Raw genomic sequence first — 25,465 nt, forward strand, 5'->3', positions numbered from 1 at the left:
TAAAAAAAAAAGCAGCAAGCGCTGCTTTTTAATTCTTATCGATCTGGATCCTGCGGTTTCAAAATCCGCGGCCTTCTGTTCTTTAATGGGATTGGAGACCGAACGAGCACGTCACGGAATGCCCGCGGGTTGAACGGTATGAATGGCCACAGGTAAGGTACTCCAAAGGAATTCATTCTTGCAAGCAAGATGATGAACAGGACGACCCCAATCAGGAATCCGTATAGCTGGAATGCTGCAGTCAGTACTAACAGGAAGATCCTTATAAGCCGGTTTGCCAGGCTCATTTCATAACTTGGTGTTGCGAAAGTTCCAATTGCCGCAATCGCAAGGTAAAGGATGACTTCATTTGTCAGCAGTCCCACTTCGACTGCCACTTGCCCAATCATCAAGGCGGCGACAAGTCCAAGCGCGGTTGCCAGGGAGGTCGGCGTATGGATTGCAGCCATTCTGAGCACATCGATTCCTATTTCAATCAGGAAGAATTGAAGAAATAACGGAATTTGACCTGGATCATTCGGACCGATAAATGCCAGCTTCTCCGGGAGCAGTTCTGGTTTGACCGCGAATAAATACCATAAAGGAAGCATGAACAAGGATGACCATACAGCCATGAAACGCACCATTCTCAGATAAGCCCCGACAACCGGTTTATTTCGGTACTCCTCTGCATGCTGCAAATGATGCCAAAAGGTTGTCGGCGTTATAAGGACACTTGGCGATCCGTCAACGATGATGCATACATGCCCTTCATATAAATGTGTGGCAGCGGTATCCGGGCGCTCTGTGTATCTTACAGTGGGAAATGGGTTCCAATGCTGGCCTGAGATAAATTCCTCGATCGTTTTCTCGCCCATCGGCAGTCCGTCCGTATCAATTTTACTGATTGAATCCTTTACTTTCTTGACCATCTCAGGATCGGCAATATCTTCTATATAACTGACGACCACATCCGTTTGCGACCTTCTCCCGACCTGCATGTACTCCATTCTTAATGTGCGGTCACGGATTCTCCTTCTTGTAAGCGCAGTATTGAAGACCAATGTTTCCACGAAACCATCTCTCGAACCTCTTACCACCCTTTCAGTATCTGGTTCCTGCGGACCGCGCACTGGATAGGTTCTTGCATCTATCAGGATGATTTCGGCCACTCCATCTACCGCTAGCGCCGTAGGGCCGGCCAGAACCATATCTGCTACCTTATCAAGGTCGTCAGTCGTTTCTACCTCAACATAAGGGATGTATGTCTTGACCAGTTTCTTGAGTGTATCAATGTCCAGGGCGCCAGGCTCAAGTTTCGCAAGCAACTGCATGATATAGAGAAGAATATCGTCCTTTACGAATCCATCTACAAGAAACAAAGCCATTTCCCTGCCGGCGTACTCAACATCCAGCTGGATGACATCAAAACTCTTGCCAATTCCAAGTTCTTCTCTTAAATACTCAATATTATTTTTCAGATTTTCCTGTACGGGATGCTTCGTTTTTTCTGCCATATTCTATCCTAACACCTTTCATTAAGGCTCTTTTATAGACTTTGTTGATGCGGCTATGAATCTTACCGTGGTCTTAGACCAGGTTAAAATTGAAAGAGCACTTACCATGTATTACAGGAACAGCTATTAAGCAATAAGCTGACCAATATTTTCCTGTCCGCTTCTTTCACCATCTTAGACAAAAAAACGCAAATACATACTTAATTGCATGTGTTCCGGACAAGTATCATATAGTGGTTATACCGACCTACCAGACAATCTGAAAAGGGTGAGCTTAATGAAAAAGTATGTATTTTTGGGAATTAGCGCTTTAGCCATTGCAGTCTCTGCGTTGATGATTCAACTTCAGAACATTAACAGTTCGGAGGAGACGATCACTTTTTTTCCATTGAATGATTCTGTGCAGTACAAGAGCGCGAGTACTTCATTGACGCTGCAAAAAGATAAGAAGAATGATAAGCACACGATTGATTGGAAGATGCAATCCAAGTTGGACCAGGAGGCATACTTAAGACAGGATATGGGGCTATTATTCGTCAACGGCCTTTTAAAAGGAAAAGCTGCCAAATGGGAGCAGGATACAGCAGATGTATACCAGGAAGACTTCATTTCAAACGGGGAAAGCGCAAGGTATGACGCCATCACTTTTCATTATTCCGAACTGCATGGTGACGGCGACAGAATCACAAGCGCTCAAAGGATGTCTGATGACATGTTATATGTGATTGATTCTCCTTTCAGCCCACTTCAATCCTTCTCTATCGCCAAAAGTAAACAGGAGAAGGAATGGAAGAATGTCCTGGATCAGAGTGTAAGTAACACACTGAATAAAAGCTTGAACAAGGCTGAAAAGACTTATGGGTTTAAAGCTTCGAATTATATTGCTGTACCTCTCGATACAATTAGACAATACGAAGACCAGCCTATAAAAGGTTTTACCCAAAATGAGACTGCCAATATTGTTGGGAAGCTATGGGAGGGGTTATATAAAAATTATTACCTTGGCATAAAAAAAAGCGATGGCACTGTCGTTGATCCGATTGACAGTACCATGCCTTTGATTTTGGTTTCTAATGATAAGAGCCATCTGCTGGTTGTAACACAAACTGACTCAGGTGAGAGCATCGTACTCAAGCAGCTTCTTCAAGGTAGTAATTAATCTGCTCAAGTGTTTTTCGGTAACTATCCTGCCCAGGATTTAACTCTACCGCTTTTTCAGCATAAGTTTGAGCTTTCTTGAGTTCCTTTTCATCGAAATAAATCAATGCGAGATTGTAATATGCTTCATGGAAATCAGGAGCCATATCAATAACCTTAAGAAGATTACCTTTGGCTTCCTCAAGCTGACCCAACTTGATTTCGGTAAATGAAAGCATGAATAATGATTCCGCTGAAAGTGTCTCCAACTGGCGATAATCCGTAAGCAGCTCATTTGCCTGTTCATACTCTTCCGCTTTTATATGCTGTTGCGCAAGCACCAATATTGAGCTTTCATCTACTAAATTTGCTTTGCCGCTAAAACCATACTGCAAGGTTAAAAAAACTGCAGCAACTGAAACAGCCAGGAATGCTCCTTGAAGGAGTGGACGTTTCTTTTTAGGAAGGTGGAAAATACCGGCTGATGCAAATCCTCCGACAAGGCCTCCTATATGTCCAGCATTATCGATTCCAGGTATGGTAAAGCCAAAAGCAAGGTTGATTCCTAGCACAATAAGAATATTCAGTCCTAATGTCCGCCAAAAAAGTCTTGGTTTGGCGACACCAAAATAAAGTAACGCTCCAAAACAGCCAAATATCGCGCCGCTCGCTCCTGCTGAAAGATTTGGACTAAAAATGAAGCTGGCCAATACTCCGATGAAACCTGAGAAAACATAAATAAACAAAAAACGCAAATTGCCGTAAAGTCGTTCAACCATCGTGCCTAAGTAGTATAAAGCGAGAGTATTCATGAATAAGTGGAGCAGCCCAATATGGATGATAACTGGTGTGAAAAACCGCCACCATTCTCCCTCAAGTATAAGCGGGTTGAATTTTGCACCGAATTTTATCAGCGTTGATGTATCCGTACTCCCCCCCGCTGCCTCAAGAACCAGAAACATCAGCACCTGTACCGCAATGAATAGGTAGGTGAAAAAAGGTTTCCCATAATTAAAAATCGATTGTTCTTCCTTAGCGCGACTAACCGCGCTGGAAAGAGCATTCTTCTTTATAGACTCTATATCATCGACAGAGATTTCTTCTGCAAAATCAATCTCGATGTTACCATTAATCCTATTTTCTATTTTTCCTAATGCTTCAGACGCATTTGCCCGATCCAATAAAATGGACTCAACAGTTACCTTTCCATTTTCAGAAAGGTTCGGTTCAGCGATTTTAAACTCATAATCGTCTACTGGGGGATATGCACTAAAATAAAGATTAAGAATCTTCAACTCTCCTTTAGAAAGTTTCCTGCGAATTCTGTCTCCATTCTCCGCAGTCATCCCGATATCCCTTTGCAGCCAGTTGCTCCAATCAAGATTATAATGAAGCAGGCGAACAATCTGTGTATTCTTGTCTTCTGTCTTTTCCAGCCATAGCTCTCCGTGATCCTGCGATAACTGTAGGATACGATACTCCTTCTTCACAATCAGGAATTCCGTGACCTTCCAAAACATATACTCTTCCAAAAAAGCCAACATCTCCCCTACTTTCCTGCTCCGGCCCCAACCGTTATTATGTATTTATTTTTTCCTCTATAAAATTATTATAAACTAAAGAACCATCAGCAAGATAACATGAGCTCTTTAAACAGAAAAAGACCCGACAAGGTCTTTTTACTGAGGCTCTTTTCGTAAACTTTGTAGCTTTCTCAACAAGAGTAAAAACCGGCACCTGGGTTTTTACGAGTATGATCGTAAATCCTCTTTAGAATTCTCCTCGAAAAGAGCCCCGATACCTTGATTAATGTGGATACCAGTATAGGTTCGCAAACAATAATCAATACGAAAACAGCCTTTACTGAAACTCTGAAGGTCCTGAAAATACTGAATCCATCATTTTGCTTCTAATACCAGGCAGACCCATGATTGATCCCACAGCCACCCGGCGTAAAAACCTGTTGCCAAGAAGCATATTCATGACCCTGTACCTGTTCTCAAAAACAAAATAGCCTGCCAGACCAAGCATGAAAATCGAAATTATTTTCCTTGCCATATAAATCCCTCCCTTTTTATTTTGGTAATAAAACCAATTTTTTATCCACCCATCTTATAAGTCATTAAAAAGGAGTATATACAATAGAAGAAAACGGTTACAAAAAATTAAAAATTTTAAAATGGGCTGCATTGATCAGCAGCCCACTTTTCTTATCCCTTCAAGACAGGGTCCATTACTTTTCTCAATACTTCTACCGAATGGTCAAATTTCTGTTGTTCTTCTTCATCCAGGGAGAGTTCGACGATTTCTCTGATCCCGTTGCGGTTGACTATAGCTGGAACGCCGATATAGATGTCCTCGTGGCCATATTCGCCGTTTAGTTGGGCTGAAACCGTAAGGATAGAATTCTCATTTTGGAGAATCGCTTTAGTCAATCGGACAAGACCCATGGCGATTCCATAATAGGTGGCCCCTTTACGCTGGATGATATGATAGGCAGCATCACGTACATTCGTGAAAATCTCTTCCAGGTCATCGTGCTTATAATGTTCCTGATCTTTCATCATTTTGGCGATCGGCTTACCGCCTATGTCGGCATGGCTCCATACAGGCAATTCAGTATCGCCATGTTCACCTATAATATAGGCATGTACGTTTCGGGTATCTACATTGAAATAATCTCCAAGCAAGAATCGGAATCTTGCAGTATCAAGGATTGTCCCTGAACCAATGACACGTTCCTTTGGAAGTCCAGAAAATTTCCACACAGCATATGTGAGGATATCAACAGGGTTTGTTGCGACAAGGAAAATCCCGTCAAAACCGTTAGCCATAATTTCGTCTACAATGCTTTTAAAAATTTTCGTGTTTTTCTCTACAAGATCAAGCCTTGTTTCGCCTGGCTTTTGATTAGCACCAGCACAAAGCACCACCAAATCGGCATCCTTGCAGTCTGCATATGAACCAAACCAGATTTTAGTCTGGGAAGGAGCAAACGCCATTCCGTGATTCAAATCCATAGCGTCCCCTTCTGACTTTTCCTTATTGAGATCAACTAGTACTAATTCTTCAGTTACTCCCTGATTGACCATCGCAAATGCATAACTGGAACCAACGAAGCCTGTTCCAACCAAAACAACACGGTTCACATGATTTTTCATGGTTATACCCCCTTGAATTATTTCTCATTTAGATTGTACTGTTTTTATTGGAATTAATGTATCGCTTTTAATTTAAGTAAACGTTATCATTATAAACATTTTGTTACATCTCGATTCCTGTAGTTCTAATTGATTGCTGCCAAGCCTGGTTACATGGGATATCCAATTCAAGTTTAAAGGATGTTATATAAAGCCATTCCCACAATAGCCGCTGTGAAACATGAAATAAAGTTTACGACGTCGTTGTTGACCCGATTAAATCCTGACACCTGTTTGGTTGGCAGAGTGCAATGGGTTAATTTTTCAGTAAGAAGATTGCAGCGAACGCATTTAAATTCTGCCTGAACATAGGCTCCAAACAATGTATCCAGCAACGCCCCGGTAACACCAAAGAGGAACACTGACAATATCCAGCCAGTTCCTTCACCGAATAGAAAACCACCGGTTAAAGCAATTAATAAGGAGCCTGCTGCTGAGGCGGCTGTTCCAAATCCAGATATGGCTCCTGAGGTTCCCCGTGGTACCCTTTTGAAGGATTTGATCGATAACGGCTGCTGTCTGCTTAGCACGCCAAGTTCTGATGCCCAGGTATCTGCATTGGCACTGGCAATGGAAATACCAAGTACAATGATCCAAACTGGATCCGGAGAAAGAAAATGTGCAAGACCCGCAATTGCTGCAGTACCCCCATTTGCAGCTACCTGGGCCCAATCCCTTGCTGATCCTTTTTCATGTAACTCGCCCAGGTGTTCCTTCACCTTGCTTTTATACCTGGACAGAAGGCTGGAAGTGAGAAAGAAAACGCCCATTAAAAAAAGGCCCTTTAAACCAAAACCTGCCCATATGGACATCCCGGTCAAAAAAGCAGCTAAAGCTCCCGATGGTTTCAAAAGCTGAAAATATCCTGCAGCAGCTGAAAATAAGGCAATAAATCCAATTACCAAGAGCGGGTCAATCTCCAATGACGATAACTCCTTCGCTGGTGATTATTTTTCGAACCGGGATATCATGACCTTCAATCGGAATGTCTGAAACGATCTGGTCTTGAAATGCCAAAGAAATCGTTTTTCCATGATAGTTTGCCAGAAAACGATCATAGTATCCTCCTCCGAATCCCAGCCTGTATCCGTTTTTATCAAAAGCGAGTCCAGGAACGACGACTAAATCTATCTCTCCAGCGCTTACAGTATTCGTTTCGGAAACGATTGGCTCTAGTAAACCATAAAAGACGGATTCAAGTTCAGAAAATCGCTTCAGTTCCCTGAAGTCCAGTCTCCGTGTCTTAGGCTCGCATTTTGGGACGACCACTCTTTTTCCCTGCTCCCATCCCTTCCTGATAATTTGGAAAGTATCGACCTCTGGAGCTTTTGATACAGTGACCGCGACTGTTGAAGCTTCCATCCATTCTTCACTTTGAAATAGCTGCTGTGCGACCCTGTATGATTTGTCTTCGTATTGCGGCAGGCTAAGCTCTGATAGTTTTGCTTTAATAGTCTTTCTAAGCTTTTTTTTGGCATCCATCCGTCTTTCCCCCAAACGTCCTGAGTTTTATATGTATTTTTTACCAACGCCATTCAATAACTCCCTATGTATAAAACAATACCATTTCTTCCAGCAGACGAGAAATGAATTATATAGTTTTTAGACAAACAAAAAAGCAGCTGGGAAAAATCCCGCTGCTTATTTTGTTTCACGATGTAAAGTTGCACGCTTTTCTCTTGAGCAGTATTTCTTAAGCTCAAGACGATCTGGGTTGTTACGCTTATTTTTTTTAGAAATATAGTTGCGCTCTCCGCATTCTGTGCAAGCTAATGTAATATTTACACGCATGTAATTTCCCTCCAAACTATTCTAGCTAGGTTCGTGCATACGACTTTTCTATAATATCACTTTTTGTCGGGAATTGCTAGTGTGTTTTTTAAAAGCATTTCATTCAGATGAACAACCATATTTTTTTCATTTCCTTCGATCATCCAGCAGCTGCTTTTTTGTGTTTCACGAGGACCCATTTGTAAATCGAGCGAGAAAAGGCTGGCCGCAGATCCCTTTGCCATTGGCTGATAATTAAGCTTTCCTGATTCCCGGCAATTCCAGAGTCGTTCAGTGCTCACATTCCATAACGGCTGGACTGTACACTGTTTCATCCTGCCATTGCTGTTCAAACCATTTACAAGGTAAATTCTTTTATCTGCAAAGTGAAAGATGACATCTTCATTCGGAGATACAAAACTGAATTGTTCATTAACAGTATCAGCATGACGCTGCATCAGGATTAATTTCGCTTCTTTGCCAACTTTGGAATGGTTCGTCACATAGAGATTGAAAAACTCTATCCTTGAATGTACATTTGCCTGTTTGATTTTTATCGATAAATCTTCCTGCGGCAAAAGTTTCTCAGTCACATTCCCAAGCCAATACACTTTTCCATTGACCCATATGCCAGGACTAAAAATCAATGGTTTCCTGCTGTATTCAAAGTTCTCTTCATTGTCAATTTTGAGATAAGCATTCGTCTTCATTAATACCCTCCTTATGGCAATAGTTTGATATCGCTCTTATATATAGTGTATCTGTTGACTTTGCATTTCGTTCCCAGCTGAATTTGTCATGAACTGAAATCATACCGTTTCGTCCGATTTCCTTAGCGGTGGCTTCATTTTCAAGAATCCAATTAATAATATGGACAAGGCTTTGTTCATTTCCTGGCTGCATATAAAAGCCGGTTATAAAATCTTCAATTAATGTTTGCAATCCTCCGGTTTTTGCGACGACTGTCGGGACGCCAGCGGAAATGGCCTCAGCTGCGGCAAGTCCAAAGGGTTCATAGCTGCTGGCAAAAACAGCCACATCGGACCTTTTCATTAAACTGGAACGGATTTCTTCATTAACAAAACCAATAAAATTGACGAACCCATCCATTCCCATCTCCACAACCTTATCCCTATACTCTTCTAATAATGGACCATTTCCCGCTACTACAAAGCACAGTTCCGGAGCTTTATGTTTCAGATGTTCTGCAGCTTCAATCAAAGTTTGAAATCCTTTTTCCTTAACGATTCTTCCTATTGAGAAAACCAGTTTCTTGCCGGAAATGAACGGATATAGCTCTTCAATATCGAAATCATGTTCATCTGATTTTTCTAATAAGGCCCCATTAGGGATCACTGTGATCTTGTTGTTGGGGACTTTAAATAAGGAAATGACCTCAGCTTTCATAAAATCGCTGACTACGATAATTTCATCTGCAGAATGGAAAAGCTCATTCTCTTTCCTTGAAATAAATTGCTGAAGCTCGGTATAAATGCCTTTATTACGGCCGAATTCCGTGCCATGAACCGTTGCAATCAATGGGATATCCAATGTCCGGCTAATAAAATCAGCAGCTGGTCCTGTCATCCAGTCATGGGTATGAACAACATCAAATCCAATATGTTTTGCAGTTCTCAAAGCTTCTTCAATGACGGCAAGATTCAATCCGCCCATCCAGGAAAGGAAATCGGGATCCAGGTCATTAATGGGATTGACCCGGTGTACATGGACAGATCCATGATTTTCATAATCTTGACTATTATAGGGTTTACTCGTTATAACATGGATTTGCTGATTACCTTTGGCAAGTTCAGTTGATAGTGCATGTACATGTCTCGCAAGCCCGCCTATTATATGAGGTGGGTATTCCCATGAGAGCATCAGGATTGTTTTTTCTTTTTGACTCTGGCTGCCTATCACTTGAGGATGCTCCCTTCAAGATTCTCATAATATGTGTAGGTGCTCACCTTTGGGGCCCACCCAGGTGAAAGTGGTTTGTCCGCTTTTAGCTGGTTATCGTTATGCTGAATAACCGAATTCGACTTTAACAATGGAAAAAATGTCTCTGTGCTTCGTTTAATCCCCAGTTCAACGTAGTAATTACCGGTTGGTTTAATCCCCTTGAACAGCCAGCTTGACACATCATGACGAAGAACAACTTCATGGATGACTTTCCTGGAGTCATGATCATATAAGCGCAGGGTTTTAGTGAGCTGTTTTTCCGGTATGTAAAAATATCCGCAAATGAACCGCAGCTTTTCATCCTGGAGCTGCCAGTAAACAAATAGCTTGCCAGGTGTAATGATTCTCGCAACTAAATGATCCTGGAGCTTGTTAATATAATGCGTCCTCTCCGCCACGATGCACCCCCAAATTAATCATTATATTAATGGAACTGAAAATATATTCGTTAAATTTATGTTAGCATGTTCGTCTGCGAGCCACAATGAACGCAAATTGTCGTAATTTGCAGCTTGCTGGATACTCTATGCAAAAACGTTTTTTTATTTTTCAATAGTCTTTTAGGATTACAAATATGGCGGGGATTCGACAGCCTTTACAGCGACTGGAAATCATAATAAGACAAAACTATCATTTTTTTTCAGGAAAAAAATATAAATCGAATTTTCCTACCTTGAATGGTAAACTAATTCTATGTGTTCTAATAACAGCTCGGGAGGAATAACAGATGGGCTACATAATCATCAGTCTTTTTGTCCTGGCCGCGCTTCTTTTCGCAATTTCTTTCTTTTTAAAAGATCCATATAAAGAATTGCGTGAAGAAATCGACCAGCTGACAATCCAGCAAATCCAGGATCTATACCAGATCAAGAAAAAGCTTAAGGTACTGGAGGAAGAATTGCTCGTAAATGATACAACACTTGAAAAGCAATCATCATTCAATACCGGCAAAAACCAGATTCACGATATCATTAAAAATCAGGTATGGTCGCTTGCCCAGCAAGGGATGGATATAAACCAAATTGCAAAGCAATCATCACTTACGAACCAGGAAGTCCAGGAGATTATTAATGAATTTGTTGATAAAGGACAGATCATATGAATAAACGAACAGCGCAAGCATTCGCATTAGGACTTATTTTTGCAGCGATTTTCCTCTGGGCAGGCAGCAACGTCATCGCTGATAAAGAACCAGAGAAGAAAGTTGCCGTTTCAGATGCCAAGAAGATTCTTGAAGAAGAAGGCTATAAGGTGTTGAGCAGCGGCGAGTTTGCAAAAATTAACGAGAAAAAAGCTGAAGTTGTGAAAGAGGAAAAACCAAAAGAAGAAGCTCCTGCAGAAAAAGCAGAAGAAGTAAAAGAGGAAAAGAAGTTCACGCTCATAATCGCCAGCGGCATGTCACCTGGTGATGTCGCGACAATGCTGGAAAGTCAGGGAATCATCGACGATGAAACCAAATTCGAGCGATTCCTGATTGATCAGGGTTACCATACGAAGGTACAAATCGGCAAGTACGAACTGAAAAGCGGGCTTGATTATCACCAAATCGCGAAAATCATTACGAAGAATAGATAACTAAGAAAAGCGCAAGCGCCTTGGTCAGCCCCGACAAGCGTTGGAGGGCCGACTGGTGAAGTCGCTCTTTGACTTCATCGGGCGGACCGAAACATCTCGAGGGGCTAGGCGCTGGAGCTAGACACTTATCTAAGGGGATAAATTTCACTTTCTTATCCAGGAACTAAGACCCTCTTGCTGGAGGGTCTTTCTCTTCGTCTTTTTTATGAATCTTAGAAAAAGGAGCAGGAATCTCCCTGCTCCTTAATTGCTTATTGATTTAAATCGTATCTCTTCCCTTTTACAAGGTAAAAGACGTTTTCGGCAATATTGGTCACGTGGTCAGCAGCACGTTCAAGATAACGGCTGATAAATGACAACTGAGTGATTTGGGCCAACTGCTCTGGCTTCGATTGCGCAAGGCTTAACAGCTCCTTAATCGTCTGTCCGTACAGGTCATCAACCTGGTCGTCCATCTGGGCAACCTGTCTTGCTTTTCCCAAATCCTCTTCGTTATAGGCTTCCAGCGATAGTTTCAGCATTTCAACAGATAATTGATGCATCTGTTTAATGTGCTCAATTGGCTTAACAAGCGGTTCTTTACCAATCCTGATTGTTGACTTGGCAATATTGACGGCAAAATCCGCCATTCTCTCAATGTCAGTCGCAATCTTGATCGCAACAATCAGCCTTCGTAAATCCACAGCTACAGGCTGCTGCTTCGCTATCAATAATATCGCAAAATCATTAATTTCTTCTTCGAGAAGGTTAGCGGTCGCGTCATCTTCAAGAATTTTTAAAGCAAGTTCAATATCCTTTTTTTCAAGGGCTTCTAGAGACTGGTTAAGTGCATTGACCGCAAAATTCCCGAGTTCCAGCAACTTTTCATGCAATGTCTTCAGATCTTCTTCAAACTTCCCTCTAACTACCATGCATCCTCATCCTTCCAATGAAATTTCAAGATAAAAAATCAACCGAAACGTCCAGTAATATAATCTTCTGTTCTTTTGTCTGATGGATTGGAGAAGATCTTATCCGTCTCAGCAAATTCAATGACTTCTCCATTCAGGAAAAATGCAGTCTTGTCAGAAATACGGGCAGCCTGCTGCATGTTGTGGGTCACAATGATGATACTGTAATCTTTCTTTAATTCCTGGACCAGTTCCTCTACCTTCAGTGTTGAAATAGGGTCAAGTGCTGATGTTGGTTCGTCCATCAGGATGACATCCGGTTCAATGGCGAGGGCACGGGCGATACAGATACGCTGCTGCTGACCACCAGACAAGCCGTACGCATTCTGGTTCAGTCGATCTTTCACATCATCCCAGATGGCAGCGCCTCTCAAGCTCTTTTCGACAATTTCATCAAGGATCTTTTTATCGCGGATACCATGAATCTTAGGGCCATAAGCGATATTGTCGTATATAGATTTAGGGAATGGATTCGGCTTTTGGAACACCATCCCGACACTTGTTCTTAGATCTTCAACCTGGTACGATTTTTCAAGGATGTTTCTTCCTCTGTATAAAATTTCACCAGAAATCTTCACAGTCGGGACAAGTTCTACCATTCGATTCAACGTTTTGATATAAGTAGACTTACCACAGCCGGATGGCCCAATGATCGCTGTAACCTCATTTTCATTGATCGCAAGGTTGATATTTTTCAGCGCATGTCCTTCACCATACCAAAGGTTCAGGTCCTTTGTTTCATATACAACCTTTTTGGCATCTTCTTTTGCTGATTTTTGTGTATCTCTTACAGAAACATTCGACTTATCTGTAACTACTGACATAAGTTACCCCTCCCAGACTAATATCTTTTTTGGAATTTATTACGAATCAAGATGGCAATTGAGTTCATCACAAACAAAACGAGTAGCAAAATGACGATTGTTGCAGCTGCCAGATTGGCATATTCAGCTACAAGAGCAGAGTCAATTGTCCAGTAATAAATTTGCACTGGCAAAATCGTGAACTTATCAAAAATTCCGTCTGGAATAGGTATTAACAATGCCGGAATACCAATTACAACAAGGGGTGCTGTTTCCCCAATCGCACGTGATAGCGCAAGGATGACACCAGTCAGGATCCCTGGCAATGCAGCAGGCAAGACAACATTCTTGATTGTCTGCCATTTAGTAGCGCCCATCCCATAGGAAGCCTCCCTCAAAAATTGAGGTACCGCACGAATCGCTTCCTGACTTGCCACAACGACAACAGGAAGTACAAGCAATGCCATCGTCAAACCGCCGGCCAGAACAACTGATCCTAAATCAAGTGTCCTTGCAAATACAGTCAAACCAAGGATTCCGAATACGACAGATGGAACCCCGGCCAGGTTTGAAATATTCATTTTAATAAAAGAAGAAATGCGGCCTTTAGTTGCATATTCTTCGAGATAAATTGCTGTACCGATACCAAGGACCATTGTTACTGGTGCCACTACGACCATCAGCCATAAAGTCCCGGTGATTGCGCCCCATATACCTGCTTTTTCTGGGTCAGTGGATAGTCTGTTCATCAAAAAATCAATGTTTATCCATGGTAATCCATCTTTTAAAACTCGGTAAATTAAAACAACTAGGACTAACAGCCCAAAAAGTGTTGACAGGAAGAATAATGTTTTTGCCAGGTTGTTCGCCATTAAACGAGAACCCATCTTTTTTTGAACTTGAGTGGAATCTACATATTTCATCTTAATATTCCTCCCTGAACTTGCGAGAGATATATTGTGCGACCATATTCATAATCAGTGTGAAAACAAATAAAGTCATCGCAACTGCATAAAGGCTGTAATACAATGTAGTTCCCGCAGCAGCTTCCCCTCCGGTAACTTCTACAATATAAGCTGTCATTGTCTGCATAGATTGAGTGACATCAAAAGTGAAATTTTTGGAACTTCCGCTGGCAATCGTCACAATCATGGTTTCGCCTATTGCTCTGGAAATCCCGAGAACAAAAGATGCGATAATACCAGAGATTGCAGCTGGAATGACAACTTTCCAGGTTACTTCAAGCTTGGTTGCTCCCAAAGCCAATGCCCCTTCTCTCATCGAATTTGGCACTGAACTCATCGCGTCTTCCGAAAGCGATGCAACCATTGGGATAATCATAATCCCCATAACAATCCCTGGACTCAATATATTGGTTGGTTCCAGACCTGGAATAAATGATCTTAATAGTGGTGTTACAAATGTAAATGCAAAGAAACCATACACGATCGTTGGGATGCCTGCAAGAATTTCAAGAATTGGCTTTAATAGCCTTCGTGTTTTTTCAGAAGCATATTCACTCAGGAATACCGCTGTCATCAACCCGACCGGAATGGCGACGAGCATGGCAATTGCAGTGGAAATAAGTGTGCCAGTAAGCAGGGGCAATACTCCGAATACAGCATTTTCACCCAATGGCTTCAACTTAGTGCCTGTAAAAAAATCTATGATAGGAACGTCCTTAAAAAAGGCGATTGTTTCAGTAAGTAAAGTAAGTACAATTCCAATTGTCGTAAAAACTGAGATCGCTGCAATACCAAATAATATCTTTGGTATTAATTTTTCAGTTGTATTTGTGATACTTTTGGCTTTTTTCTTTTCCTGTATGATTTCACGAACATTCAACTCCTGCCCGTGATTTCGGACAACACTTTTTGCCACGCGAATAACCCCTTTCATCCTTCTCATCCAAGGAAGAACTTTTCCTTATAGTACCCAAGGGAAAATTAAATAATATTCATACGCAAGAAGATGAGAAGTCTAGACCTCTCATCTCCTCATGTGTCTGGTTTACTTCTTCATGCCATTTAAGGTATCAAGAACTGCTTTTACATCTTCGTCCGCTAATGGTGCGAAGCCAGTCTCTCTCGCAACATCCTGTGCATTGTTCATTGTGTAAATAGCATAGTCCAATACTTGCGGCTTTTCTTTTGCATTATTCACGTTCAAATATGTGAATACTGGACGAGTGAAGGGAGCATAGTCTCCATCTTCTTTTATTGTGTCTAGTGATGGCTCTACTGGACCATTGCCGAAGTCTACTTTTACTGCAGAAAGCTTGTCTTTGTTGCTTTCATAATAACCGTAACCGAAGAAACCAATTGCATTCTTATCTTTAGACACAAGATCCACTAAAGTTGAGTAATCCTGCTGCAAATTAATGTTTTCAGGCAGGTCCTGTTCTTCAAGGATCGTTTCAAACATGAACTCATAAGTTCCGTGGTTTTCATTAGGTCCGTAAGTTTTGATTTCTTCGTTCGGGAAATCAGCGCGGACATCAGACCATTTTTTCTTTCCTGCGCTAGCAAGGAAGATATCTTTAACTTCTTGTTCAGTAAGCTCAGCAGCCCAGTCGTTATCTTTATTAATGACGATTGTAATACCGTCAAGTGCAACCTTCATTTCTTGTACTTCTATTCCAAGTTCCTCAGCTTTTGCTTTTTCCTCATCCTTAATCTGGCGGGAAGCATCATTGTAGTCAGTTCCGTCTTCAGCGAGGAATTTCTTGAAACCTGCTGATGTTCCGGAGCGACTTACTTCAACAGAAACATTTTCTTGTTCACCCATATAGTTTTCAGCCATTTGTGCCATGAATGGATATACTGTGCCAGAACCGTCAATGACGACGCTGCCTTCCAGTTCTTCTCCATTTCCACCTTCATTATCTCCGCCACCACAAGCCGCAGCGAATACCATGACAGCTGCCAGCATAGAAAACAGGCCCATCTTTTTAAGACTCTTCATTCCTTAATTCCCCCTACGAGATGTGGTTGTTATGTCCTACAAGACCAAGAATACAGTTCTTCTTTTAAGACTGTTTTAACTTAATGTAAAGGTTTTGTAAATTCGTTGATTCTTGTGTATTCTTGTCGAAAAAAGGCAATACATTAAGTTTGTCCGGTTGGCGTTAGTATACCCATATAAATAGAAAAAAAACTGCCTCATAGAGACAGTTTCATCAGGTTTATTGTTCAATATCTTCAGCAATTTCTTCAAGAAGCTCAGTTCCTTCTTCTTTCTCTTCAATCTCCTGGATTGGCTGTACGGGATTCATATTTCCTTCGAGGCGTTTCTTTTTCAGTTCGAAATACGTATCAAGTACTCTCCGCCCAATGTCATTATTTGCATGGTGCCCCTGATTCCCCTCATATGCCCAAGGAACCATGACAGCCATCGCAATTTCCGGATTTTCGTATGGAGCATAAGCAACTAGGCTCAAGTTCATCACTTCAGGAGGCTTATCATAATTCTTTCTTTTCGGGCCATCATAAAAAGCTTGTGCAGTACCTGTTTTGCCAGCCGGTTTATAATCAGCGGTATAAAATGTTCCATACGCCGTACCGCCTCTCTCCTGCATAACCCTCCTAAAACCTTCCTGGATTCTGTCAAACCATTCAGGTTTGCCGTCAACCTTATTAAGGATGACGGGTTCCAATTCATTCAGCACCGGACCAACCTCATTATTTTTCATGACTGGTTCTCTGATTTCTTTGACAATCCTTGGCTGAAGCCTGTTGCCTCCATTTGCAATTGTTGAAACATATTGTGCCAATTGAAGTGTCGTGTACGTATCATACTGGCCAATGGCGAAGTCAAGCAAGAGTCCAGGCCTTTTTTCTGTTCCCTTGAATCCGACCATCTCGTTTGGCAAGTCGATGCCTGTCCTTGTGCCAAGACCAAACTGACTGAAATAGTTTCTCATCGTATCAAAAGCCTGTGGCTCAAGATACAATGGCTGATCATACTTATAATTACCTTTTCCTATATTTATTGCAGTCCTGAACATGTAAACGTTAGATGACACCTTTAGGGCATTGCGGTCATCGAGAGTACCTAATCCTGCTTTCCAAGATTTTTTCGGATTCGTCCCTTTTATCTTGATCGGTGTATCGTAAAACTGAGTACCAGGACTGATTGCACCGGTGTTGAATCCTGTTAGAATTGTTGCTCCTTTAACAGCAGACCCGACATTATAAGAAGTTGTAAAGTTCCCGCTCGCAAAATCCTGCATGACCGTTTTTCCTGTTTCTTCATCCTTAACGATCTGCTTCCCGGCTAGCGACAACACTTCTCCGGTGTTTGGGTCCATCAACACAACAAATGCCCTGTCCAAAAGTCCCGTTCTTGGCGTCTGTTTCGCCTTCATCAATTCTTCTTCAATAATTTTTTCTACAGCGATCTGAAGATCCATGTCGATTGTCAGCACAAGGTCCTTGCCACGCTGTCCATCAGTAATCACCTTTGTGTCCAGAACGTTTCCGCCCTTATCGGTAATGTTTTTTACTTTTGCCTTCTGGCCGTGAAGTACATCTTCATATTGCTGTTCAATGTAACTTAAGCCGACTCTGTCGTTCCGGCTGTATCCGTGAGCAAGAAAATACTCAAGCTTTTCTTTCGGAAGACCCTTTTCGGAATCACTTACTTTCCCTAGAATCGACCTAAGCGTTTTGTCATATGAATATTTTCGCTCCCAGTCAGTCGTTGTATCGACACCTGGCAGCATTTCAAGGTTCTCACTGACAATTGCAAATTCCTCAGGTGTTACCTCTTTTTTAACGATTTGAGGCGATAATGCGTATCCGCTCATCATATCACGTAAAATAGCCAGTATTTCGAGGTCCTCGTCAGTTAGTTCACTGAGCTCATTTTCAGTAATGCGATCCAGCTGGAGATTATAAAGGGCCTTATCATCCAGCTTTTTTTCATCATACTGTGACCATTCTTTTTCTGAAATTTTTTCTCTAGCCCGCTCTTCATTTGTTAAGATCCAATAATCCTTTTTGTCTCGTTCTCTGACTTTCTTTAAATCCTCTTCAGAATCCTTTGATATCAATTTTGCGAGTCGTTCAGCGACCATGAGCATCTCTTTCGTCTCAGTGCTCTGGCTCTTTGTATATGTTATAGCCTTGCTGGGCGTATTATCGACAATCGTTTTCATGTTCCGGTCGTACATTTTCCCTCTCGGAACAGGATTGTTCACTGTAACGTCTTCCGTTCGTTCTATTTCCCTTTTAAAATCCTCACCGTAAACAATTTGTACAATGCCAAGTCTTAAAATTAGCATTGAAAACAAAACAAAAACCGCAAAAAACAACATATTCAGCCTGAATGGCACATGCGTCTTCTTCTTTTTCTTCTTGTTCAAGCCTCTCCCACCTCTTCAGTCTGTATGTCCATGATTATGCACTATCTTTTATTTTATCGAAAGTAGCCGTTTTTTTCTATCAATAAACTAACCCAGAAATATTTTCCTATTATATCGAATTATTGAAAAAAGACCGGGGGATCATCCCGGTCATGCTGGGGCTTTCAAATGAATTTTCCTGATAAAAAAGTAAATCAATGTATGCCCGCTACCAAGGATGACAAGCAGGATGGGGATTGCCTGTTCTTCATTGAACATATGGGTCGAAACCAGAAATAATAAAATCGAAGCAATACGGCCTAGATTCAAAAATAATTCACGGACTACTATATATTCGATTCTCATTTCAGCAGCTTTCCAGCCACGTCCAATTACATCATAGGTCATTGATACATACGGAACGAGAAGCAATGGATAAGCGACTGCAATCAGAGCCGCATACAACAACAGCCTGAAATATGTGACTTGGAAAACGAGCAGAAATATGGCAAGGAAAAGAATGATTCCTCCCACAAGGATTGCTTTTTTTCTGTATTCTTTTTTAAGCATTCTAGACACAAGATAATAGGCAAGAAACGAAATCCCCGAATTAATCAGGCCATAAGTACCCAACGCCATCTCACTGTCTGTAGCAATGAATACGAAAACAGATACTATGAAAATAAATACGCCCTCTCTCAGACCCTGGAAAAAATGGGCATTTGTAACCATACGCCAATTTTTATCATGCTTCCTTTCGGCGATAATGCGCTGAAACCAGTACTTCCCATGGGCAGGCCTCCGTTTCAGGAAAAAACTTAGCAACACTGCGATTGAAAAAAGACCCAATGAAAGTCCAAATACTACCGTATAGCCCGTCAATTTTTCAAGACGGGAAATGATGAACCCTGCAGCTACAGGACCTATCATTCCGCCGACTGAACCAAGGATGCCCAGAAAACCATTAAAGAAATCACGTGTTTCCGGTTCAGTAATTTCAAAAGTAAGAACATTGTAGGCAAGCCAATAAAAACCATAACCTATTCCTAAAAGCACTCCTAATAACAGTAAAAAATCTGAAGCTTTCGTTCCCACAAGCAAAACTGTCACATAAAACAAAGCCAGAAAGATTACGCCGATTCGGAGGACAATAACCCTGTCGACTTTTTTTGCCCATCTCCCCGCAAGAATGAAAGTAAGCGGCTGTGCAACGACAATCGATAAATTATACATTGCCAGATCGGCAAGTTCACCAGATTGCTTCCATAAATAAATGTTAACAAAGGTATTCGAAAGGGCAATGCTCAATGAGTACAATCCCCCAATAATCAATAGGAGCGCTAAATCCTTTGTCAATTCAATGTCTCCTAATAATTTGTTTACTTTGCTCATGATCGACTCCCCTTTTCTCTAGGGTAGTTTCTAACAAAGTAGAGGGGGTTATTCAGTTTTTCCGGGCTGTCTTTTAAGGATAAAAAAGTAAGACAAAAAAGAGAGACTGCAATTGCAGTCCCTCAGGTTATCTTCAATTATTTTGCAGAAGTGTAACGCTTGCTAACTTCTTCCCAGTTAACAACGTTCCAAAATGCACCAATGTATTCTGGTCTTCTGTTTTGATAGTTCAGGTAGTATGCATGCTCCCAAACATCAAGTCCAAGAATTGGAGTCTTGCCTTCCATTAATGGAGAGTCCTGGTTTGGAGTGCTAGTAACTTCAAGCTCACCATTGTTAACAACAAGCCAAGCCCAGCCTGAGCCGAAACGAGTAGTTGCTGCCTTAGAGAACTCTTCTTTGAAGCCTTCGAAGCCGCCAAACTTAGAGTTAATTGCTTCTGCTAGTTCACCAGCAGGCTCGCCGCCTCCGTTTGGAGAGATCACTTGCCAGAATAAAGAGTGGTTTGCATGTCCGCCGCCATTGTTGCGAACTGCAGTGCGTGCAGCTTCTGGAACTGCATCCAGGTTAGCAACTACTTCTTCAACAGTTTTAGAAAGAAGCTCTTCGTTTCCTTCCAAAGCATTGTTAAGGTTTGTTACATAAGTGTTGTGGTGCTTTGTGTGGTGGATATTCATTGTTTCTTTGTCGATGTGTGGCTCAAGTGCATCATATGCGTAAGGTAATTGTGGTAATTCAAATGCCATTTTTAACATCCTCCTATGTATCGTGTTTCACTCCCAGAACAAAACCTTTTCCATAATTCTGTAATTAGAATTGTTCTAAAAGTGCTTCTTGTTTAGATTACCAAAGAACGGTAATCGTTTCAAATAAAATGCTTTCATATAACGAGTTTAAAATCCCCTATTATTCGACGTTATATACATTTTATTTTCATTGACTGTATCATCAATGAAAAAGGTTACGAAAATCCAGGTGGTAATCAGGTTTCATTAAAAGAACATGGAGCCGCTTAAGAAAGTTTCAGAAAATCGTCAATATTGCTCAAATGCAGTCCTGTCAACGATATATGTCGCATCAATAATATAACCGTTCCATTTATTACCAATACACCGTTGACACAGTAACAACAATTCTTTTAAATCAAAAGTATAGAAAGGCTAAATAAGGAGACGACCTCGATGGACAAAAATATATCATTATATAGCTTAATTTTGCAAAACTTCATTGATCGGGAAACAATTCAAAAAATCAAGCCGGATACATTGCTATTTCAGGAAGATGAAAATGTTGAGAATGTTTATGTGATCCTCAGTGGAAGTGTATCTGTTGGCCGTGTCCATATGAAAGGAAAGGAATTTATCCTAAAAATCTTGAATGGCGAAGAAATGATTATTGAATATGAACTGTTCAAGCATAATCCGCGTTATCACTTTTCAGCTAAGACTCTTACAGAATGTGAAATTCTCATGATCAAAAGAGAGCAGTTCGAGGAATTCATTCTGAACGATAAAACTGCCATGAACGCAATGGTTAACTGGCTCAGTACCAGATACCTGAAAGCACAGATGAAATGTCAGGATCTTATCATGAACGGGAAGAAAGGCGGCTTGTACTCCATTTTGATAAGGCTTTGCAATAGTTATGGGGTGATGACAGATGAAGGCATCCTGATTGATCTGCCCCTCACCCACCAGGAGTTGGCCAACCTAACATACGGAACACGAGAAGTTATCCAAAGAATGCTGAAGGAATTACGCGAGAAAGACGTCATCTTTTATGATCAGCTTAAGTTCACGGTAAAGAATCTGGCATATTTAAAGAAAGAAGTCGATTGCCAGAATTGTTCATTTGAGATTTGCGGATTGAATTAAACGAAAAAAATCGTGCTGATTGAAGCACGATTTTTTTATATTAAAATGAAGAAATAAACGAGCATGATGGTCATGATGATTCCTTTTGTCACCACACTGCTGACAAAACCAACCACAGAACCAAAGCCAACCTTAATCGCATCATTCAAATTCTTTTTATTAACCAGCAGTTCAGCCAGTGCCGCTCCTAAAAATGGTCCGATCAGGATACCAACGATCGGAATGACAAAAGGCCCGATCAACAAACCGATTGTACTTCCCCACATCCCCGCCTTGCTCCCGCCATATTTTTTGACACCAATGATGTTGGCAATATAATCAGCTCCAAACAGCAAAGCCACAAAGAGTCCCTGAATTGACCAAAACAACCAGTTGAAAGGCTCGAAAGAAAAAAACAAACCGTAAAGAATAAAACCGCCAAGCAGTAAAAGTACACCAGGCAAGATTGGCACTACCAAACTTGCAAAAGCTCCAACGAATAACACTCCAATGATGATCCAATAAACTAATTCCATTCATTCCATCCTTTTTGATTGTGAAATAAGAAAAGCGCAAGCGCCTTGTTCAGCCCCGACAAGCGTTGGAGGGCCTGACAGTGAAGTCGCTCTATGACTTCATTGGCAGGGCCGAAACGTCTCGAGGGGCTAGGCGCTGGAGCTAGACACTAATCTAAGTGAAAAATTTATACTTTCTTATACAGTAAAAAAATAAGCAAAGGTTTCCCTTTGCTTATTTTACCACTATTTCTGTTCGCCTAAAACGTACTCAGCGATGTTTACCGCATGGTCGCCGATTCGCTCCAGGTTACTGATGATGTCAACGAACACGATTCCCGCCTGTCCAGTACACTGTCCTTCATTCATGCGAAGGATATGCTGCTTTCTAAGCGTTCGTTCCATTCTGTCAATCTCATCTTCTTTTGTGACTACCGCTCTTGCAGCATCAAGATTCTTCTGATCTAATGCCTGAAGCGCCTCTTCTACTGTTCTAACTGTTAGGTTAAACATTACTTCCAGATCTTCCATAGCCGTATTAGTCATCTTCACTTTATTCGCCTGCTGGTACTCGATTAGTTCAACAATATTTTCGAAGTGGTCCCCGATTCTTTCAATATCCCTGACTGTATCGATCAGCATGCTGTGCTCTTCTGATTCATGTCCTGATAGAGAGCTTTGTGACAAGTCTACTAGATAGTCTGTAATTTTACGGTCAAGATTATTGATTGCTTCCTCTAGCTGATATGCATTAGAAGAATGCTTTGTATTCTTTGTCTTTAAAAACTCATTCGTTTCTTCAAGTCCCTTTAACGCAAACTTACCCATGCGCAGGACTTCTTCCTTTGCCTGGCCAAGCGCGATTGATGGTGACTGCTCGATGAATACTGGATCAAGATGCTGAGCCTTATAATCAACGATAGAATCTTCACCAGGAATCAATTTCGTCACGATCAATGCCAGTACCGCAATGAAAGGCAGTTGAATAAGAGTATTGGTAGTGTTAAATATTCCGTGAGCGAAAGCGATTGTCATCTCAGGATTAAGGCTTAAATTATCTCTAAGAATCTCAATTAATTTTGTGAATGGTCCCAATAAAATGACGAATAACGTTGTTCCAATTAGATTGAAAAGAACATGTGTAGCCGCAGCTCTCTTTGCAGCCACCGAAGTACCAATTGCAGCCAAAACAGCTGTGATTGTTGTACCAATATTGTCACCGAACAGGATTGGCAATGCTCCCTGTATATTAATCATTGATTCAGCATGTAAGCTTTGTAAAATACCAATCGTGGCGCTGGAACTCTGAACAATCACTGTAAACACAGTACCAACTACTACACCAAGAATTGGATTAGAACTCATTTCCACTGTGAGATCATGGAATGATTCAAGGCTTCTCAGTGGTTTCATACCACCACTCATTAGTTCAAGACCATAGAACAATGCCCCGAAACCAAATACGATTTGTCCAAAATTGTGAACTTTTTTGCTCTTGAAGAAAAATAACATGATGGATCCAACAGCTATAATCGGCAAAGCATACTCCCCAATGTCGATGCCAATGATAAAGGCTGTGACTGTTGTACCGATATTTGCCCCCATGATTACACCAATTGCCTGCCTCAACGTCATGAAACCGGCACTTACTAGTCCCACGGTAATAACAGTTGTCCCGCTACTCGTTTGTAAAAGGACTGTAACAAAAATACCTGCCAGTACACCCATCAGTGGATTAGTGGTAAAGCGGTCGAGAATATCGCGAAGTCGATCACCTGCTGACTTCTGCAAACCATCACCCATGAATTTAATGCCGTATAAGAAGATACCAAGTCCCCCAAAGAACTCAAACAGCATTTCTTGTAAATTCAATTCCATTTTTTCAACCCCTAGATTTATTTCGACAAACATCTACAAACACAGCTTATTATGAAGGAAATATTAATGAAAAGTAAACTATTTATGCCCCAAATTTACAATAGCTTAACATTTCCTCGTTATGTTACAAATATGTTACAAAGCAGAAGTAAAAAGGTTGTTATTCTACTATGTGAAAAGCTAAAATAGTGAGAGTAATTCTTTTAAAGGACGTGTATCCATGAGTATTTTCACACAATTAGCAAAAAGCATTTATTCTCCAAAGGTTATTGCTGACACGCGATTTCAGGGAATAGGCAAAACTATCTTATTCGTCTTCATGCTGACCCTAATATCCATCTTGCCAATAGTCTATTATATGTTTGTTGGGATCTCAGATGCTGTTGGCTCGGTCAAGCAATCCATCAAAACTGATTTACCTTCTTTTACGATCCAAGAGGGAGTACTGCAGTCAGAAGTTAAAGCACCGTTAACAATCAATAATGGGAGTTTCACGTTAATCTTTGACCCTACTGGTGCTATCGATGAAAGTGAACTGACTGGCATGGATGCAAACGTTGCAATGCTTAAAAAAGAGATCGTTTTGGCTGCCGGCGGTGGAACCAATGCTGTGCCCTACTCCCTATTTACAAGTGAAACTATGACGAAGGATGATATTATTTCTCTCATCAATACGACTGAATCCTCGCTCCCTGTATTGCTCGGAATACTGTTTATTGTCATCTATGTTTTTTCCAGCGGTATGAAATTTATCGAGGTTTCTCTATTAGCACTCTTTGGCCTTCTATTGAAAAATCTCGCTGGAAGAAAGCTTCAATACAGAAATTTATGGAGAATGGCAGCATATAGCACAACACTTCCTACTATATTTTTCACGATCATGGCTTTATTAAAAACAACTGTGCCTTACAGTTTTTCGATCAACTGGTTTGTTGCTTCGACGATGCTTTTATTAGCCATTAAAGAACTGCCAACCAAGAAATCTGTAGAAAGTTAAAAAATGCGCCTTTGGCGTATTTTTTTCTTTCTGCAGGTTTCTCTCTCCCCCGCTATGTATCCTCTTAAACAATTGACAGACAGATTATTTTATTTTCTATACATAAACTTTCATTTTTTATCTATTAAATTGGTTCTTAACTCTATTTCTCCTGCATAAATAATGATATAAGCATTTAAGGAGGAAGGTCCTATGCAAAAACTAGCGGGATTATTGGTTTTCTTGATAGTAGCTTACGCAGTCTACAATGATTTGAGCATAGGAACACTTCCAGCAGCGAAAATGCAGGGACCTGAAACATCAAAAGTGGAAATGGTAGAGATGGAAAAGACAGACACACAGACCACTCAAGATATTCCTTTTTTTGAACACGAAGTACTGCCTGGTGATACTGTGCTATCAGTAATTGACAGTTATATGGACAAACCATTGAGCGTGCCTGTCTCTCAAGCAGTGGAAGACTTTAAAAAGTTGAACGACGGGACAGATCCCCAAAAAATCAAATTCGGGAACGTTTATAAATTCCCGGACTACAGCAGCCAAAATTAGCAAAGGCTAACAATTGAAGTCTTTCCTTGTCAATTTGAGCAAAA

At 41.0% G+C, this 25,465-nt stretch carries 26 protein-coding genes; 6 read left to right on the forward strand and 20 right to left on the reverse strand.

Translation table 11 applies throughout. The features are described from left to right. Nucleotides 1-35 precede the first annotated feature (35 nt). Nucleotides 36-1,496, reverse strand: coding sequence for a spore germination protein (locus J7E32_RS10520; RefSeq protein ID WP_214907066.1), 1,461 nt, complete (start codon nt 1,494-1,496; stop codon nt 36-38). A gap of 277 nt (nt 1,497-1,773) precedes the next feature. Here J7E32_RS10520 and J7E32_RS10525 point away from each other — a divergent pair, with 277 nt between their 5' ends. Beyond that, a complete protein-coding gene (locus tag J7E32_RS10525) occupies nt 1,774-2,655 on the forward strand; it encodes a hypothetical protein (protein ID WP_214907067.1) in 882 nt (293 codons plus the stop codon). Here J7E32_RS10525 and J7E32_RS10530 read toward each other — a convergent pair. The 9 genes from J7E32_RS10530 to J7E32_RS10570 all read right to left on the reverse strand — a co-directional run bounded on the left by J7E32_RS10530 (nt 2,627) and on the right by J7E32_RS10570 (nt 9,963). Then, nucleotides 2,627-4,153: a rhomboid family intramembrane serine protease gene (locus J7E32_RS10530; protein ID WP_286182970.1), complete on the reverse strand. Its 1,527-nt coding sequence runs from the start codon at nt 4,151-4,153 to the stop codon at nt 2,627-2,629. The genes J7E32_RS10525 and J7E32_RS10530 overlap by 29 nt on opposite strands. A 340-nt stretch (nt 4,154-4,493) precedes the next feature. Further along, a complete protein-coding gene (locus J7E32_RS10535) occupies nt 4,494-4,691 on the reverse strand; it encodes a hypothetical protein (RefSeq protein ID WP_214907068.1) in 198 nt (65 codons plus the stop codon). A gap of 152 nt (nt 4,692-4,843) precedes the next feature. Continuing rightward, the gene (locus J7E32_RS10540) at nt 4,844-5,794 is read right to left on the reverse strand and encodes an L-lactate dehydrogenase (RefSeq protein WP_214907069.1); all 951 of its coding nucleotides are present in this window, start codon (nt 5,792-5,794) and stop codon (nt 4,844-4,846) included. Nucleotides 5,795-5,967: 173 nt separating this feature from the next. Then, nucleotides 5,968-6,756 carry a DUF92 domain-containing protein gene (locus J7E32_RS10545; protein ID WP_214907070.1) on the reverse strand — a complete coding sequence of 263 codons (789 nt, stop codon included), beginning with the start codon at nt 6,754-6,756 and terminating at the stop codon, nt 5,968-5,970. Continuing rightward, the gene (locus tag J7E32_RS10550; protein WP_214907071.1) at nt 6,746-7,315 is read right to left on the reverse strand and encodes a 5-formyltetrahydrofolate cyclo-ligase; all 570 of its coding nucleotides are present in this window, start codon (nt 7,313-7,315) and stop codon (nt 6,746-6,748) included. The genes J7E32_RS10545 and J7E32_RS10550 overlap by 11 nt, the downstream gene beginning before the upstream one ends. A 159-nt stretch (nt 7,316-7,474) precedes the next feature. Further along, nucleotides 7,475-7,624, reverse strand: coding sequence for a 50S ribosomal protein L33 (gene rpmG / locus J7E32_RS10555; RefSeq protein WP_023627313.1), 150 nt, complete (start codon nt 7,622-7,624; stop codon nt 7,475-7,477). Nucleotides 7,625-7,680: 56 nt separating this feature from the next. After that, on the reverse strand, nt 7,681-8,313 hold the full coding sequence (locus J7E32_RS10560) for a hypothetical protein (RefSeq protein ID WP_214907072.1): 633 nt from the start codon (nt 8,311-8,313) through the stop codon (nt 7,681-7,683). Continuing rightward, the gene (locus J7E32_RS10565) at nt 8,285-9,523 is read right to left on the reverse strand and encodes a glycosyltransferase family 4 protein (RefSeq protein WP_214907073.1); all 1,239 of its coding nucleotides are present in this window, start codon (nt 9,521-9,523) and stop codon (nt 8,285-8,287) included. Before J7E32_RS10565 ends, J7E32_RS10560 begins: the two co-directional genes overlap by 29 nt. Continuing rightward, nucleotides 9,520-9,963 (reverse strand): DUF4912 domain-containing protein, encoded by a 444-nt coding sequence (locus J7E32_RS10570; protein WP_214907075.1) that lies wholly within the window; start codon nt 9,961-9,963, stop codon nt 9,520-9,522. The genes J7E32_RS10565 and J7E32_RS10570 overlap by 4 nt, the downstream gene beginning before the upstream one ends. Before the next feature lie 329 nt (nt 9,964-10,292). Between J7E32_RS10570 and J7E32_RS10575 the strand changes: the two genes are divergently transcribed. Beyond that, complete coding sequence (locus J7E32_RS10575; RefSeq protein ID WP_214907076.1) at nt 10,293-10,667, forward strand: hypothetical protein; 375 nt, start codon at nt 10,293-10,295, stop codon at nt 10,665-10,667. Next, entirely contained in the window at nt 10,664-11,140 is a 477-nt protein-coding gene (locus J7E32_RS10580) for a hypothetical protein (protein WP_214907078.1), read from the forward strand. Before J7E32_RS10575 ends, J7E32_RS10580 begins: the two co-directional genes overlap by 4 nt. A 251-nt stretch (nt 11,141-11,391) precedes the next feature. Here J7E32_RS10580 and phoU read toward each other — a convergent pair whose 3' ends face one another. The 8 genes from phoU to J7E32_RS10620 all read right to left on the reverse strand — a co-directional run bounded on the left by phoU (nt 11,392) and on the right by J7E32_RS10620 (nt 20,375). Then, on the reverse strand, nt 11,392-12,051 hold the full coding sequence (gene phoU, locus J7E32_RS10585) for a phosphate signaling complex protein PhoU (RefSeq protein ID WP_214907080.1): 660 nt from the start codon (nt 12,049-12,051) through the stop codon (nt 11,392-11,394). Between the two features lie 38 nt (nt 12,052-12,089). After that, entirely contained in the window at nt 12,090-12,914 is an 825-nt protein-coding gene (gene pstB, locus J7E32_RS10590) for a phosphate ABC transporter ATP-binding protein PstB (RefSeq protein WP_214907082.1), read from the reverse strand. A gap of 17 nt (nt 12,915-12,931) precedes the next feature. After that, the gene (gene pstA / locus J7E32_RS10595) at nt 12,932-13,816 is read right to left on the reverse strand and encodes a phosphate ABC transporter permease PstA (protein ID WP_214907084.1); all 885 of its coding nucleotides are present in this window, start codon (nt 13,814-13,816) and stop codon (nt 12,932-12,934) included. 1 nt (nt 13,817) lies between these two features. Next, nucleotides 13,818-14,792 carry a phosphate ABC transporter permease subunit PstC gene (pstC, locus tag J7E32_RS10600; protein WP_214907085.1) on the reverse strand — a complete coding sequence of 325 codons (975 nt, stop codon included), beginning with the start codon at nt 14,790-14,792 and terminating at the stop codon, nt 13,818-13,820. Between the two features lie 111 nt (nt 14,793-14,903). Then, nucleotides 14,904-15,857: a PstS family phosphate ABC transporter substrate-binding protein gene (locus J7E32_RS10605; RefSeq protein ID WP_214907087.1), complete on the reverse strand. Its 954-nt coding sequence runs from the start codon at nt 15,855-15,857 to the stop codon at nt 14,904-14,906. Between the two features lie 220 nt (nt 15,858-16,077). After that, on the reverse strand, nt 16,078-18,258 hold the full coding sequence (locus J7E32_RS10610; protein WP_286182974.1) for a peptidoglycan D,D-transpeptidase FtsI family protein: 2,181 nt from the start codon (nt 18,256-18,258) through the stop codon (nt 16,078-16,080). A 150-nt stretch (nt 18,259-18,408) separates the two neighbouring features. Further along, entirely contained in the window at nt 18,409-19,629 is a 1,221-nt protein-coding gene (locus J7E32_RS10615) for an MFS transporter (RefSeq protein WP_214907089.1), read from the reverse strand. 137 nt (nt 19,630-19,766) lie between these two features. Beyond that, nucleotides 19,767-20,375: a superoxide dismutase gene (locus J7E32_RS10620; protein ID WP_214907091.1), complete on the reverse strand. Its 609-nt coding sequence runs from the start codon at nt 20,373-20,375 to the stop codon at nt 19,767-19,769. Nucleotides 20,376-20,810: 435 nt separating this feature from the next. Between J7E32_RS10620 and J7E32_RS10625 the strand changes: the two genes are divergently transcribed. Further along, complete coding sequence (locus tag J7E32_RS10625; RefSeq protein WP_214907092.1) at nt 20,811-21,503, forward strand: Crp/Fnr family transcriptional regulator; 693 nt, start codon at nt 20,811-20,813, stop codon at nt 21,501-21,503. A gap of 35 nt (nt 21,504-21,538) precedes the next feature. Here the strand turns inward: J7E32_RS10625 and J7E32_RS10630 are convergent, their stop codons facing one another. Continuing rightward, nucleotides 21,539-22,018: a DUF456 domain-containing protein gene (locus J7E32_RS10630; protein ID WP_214907094.1), complete on the reverse strand. Its 480-nt coding sequence runs from the start codon at nt 22,016-22,018 to the stop codon at nt 21,539-21,541. Nucleotides 22,019-22,243: 225 nt separating this feature from the next. Next, nucleotides 22,244-23,875, reverse strand: coding sequence for a Na/Pi cotransporter family protein (locus J7E32_RS10635; protein WP_214907095.1), 1,632 nt, complete (start codon nt 23,873-23,875; stop codon nt 22,244-22,246). 220 nt (nt 23,876-24,095) lie between these two features. On the opposite strand from J7E32_RS10635, the gene J7E32_RS10640 reads away from it, so the two are divergent. Next, complete coding sequence (locus J7E32_RS10640; RefSeq protein WP_214907097.1) at nt 24,096-24,872, forward strand: DUF1189 domain-containing protein; 777 nt, start codon at nt 24,096-24,098, stop codon at nt 24,870-24,872. 192 nt (nt 24,873-25,064) lie between these two features. Continuing rightward, nucleotides 25,065-25,421 carry a hypothetical protein gene (locus tag J7E32_RS10645; protein ID WP_214907098.1) on the forward strand — a complete coding sequence of 119 codons (357 nt, stop codon included), beginning with the start codon at nt 25,065-25,067 and terminating at the stop codon, nt 25,419-25,421. The last annotated feature ends 44 nt before the right edge of the window (nt 25,422-25,465 follow it).

The organism is Bacillus sp. ISL-55 (assembly GCF_018613155.1).
GTDB lineage: Bacteria > Bacillota > Bacilli > Bacillales > Cytobacillaceae > Mesobacillus.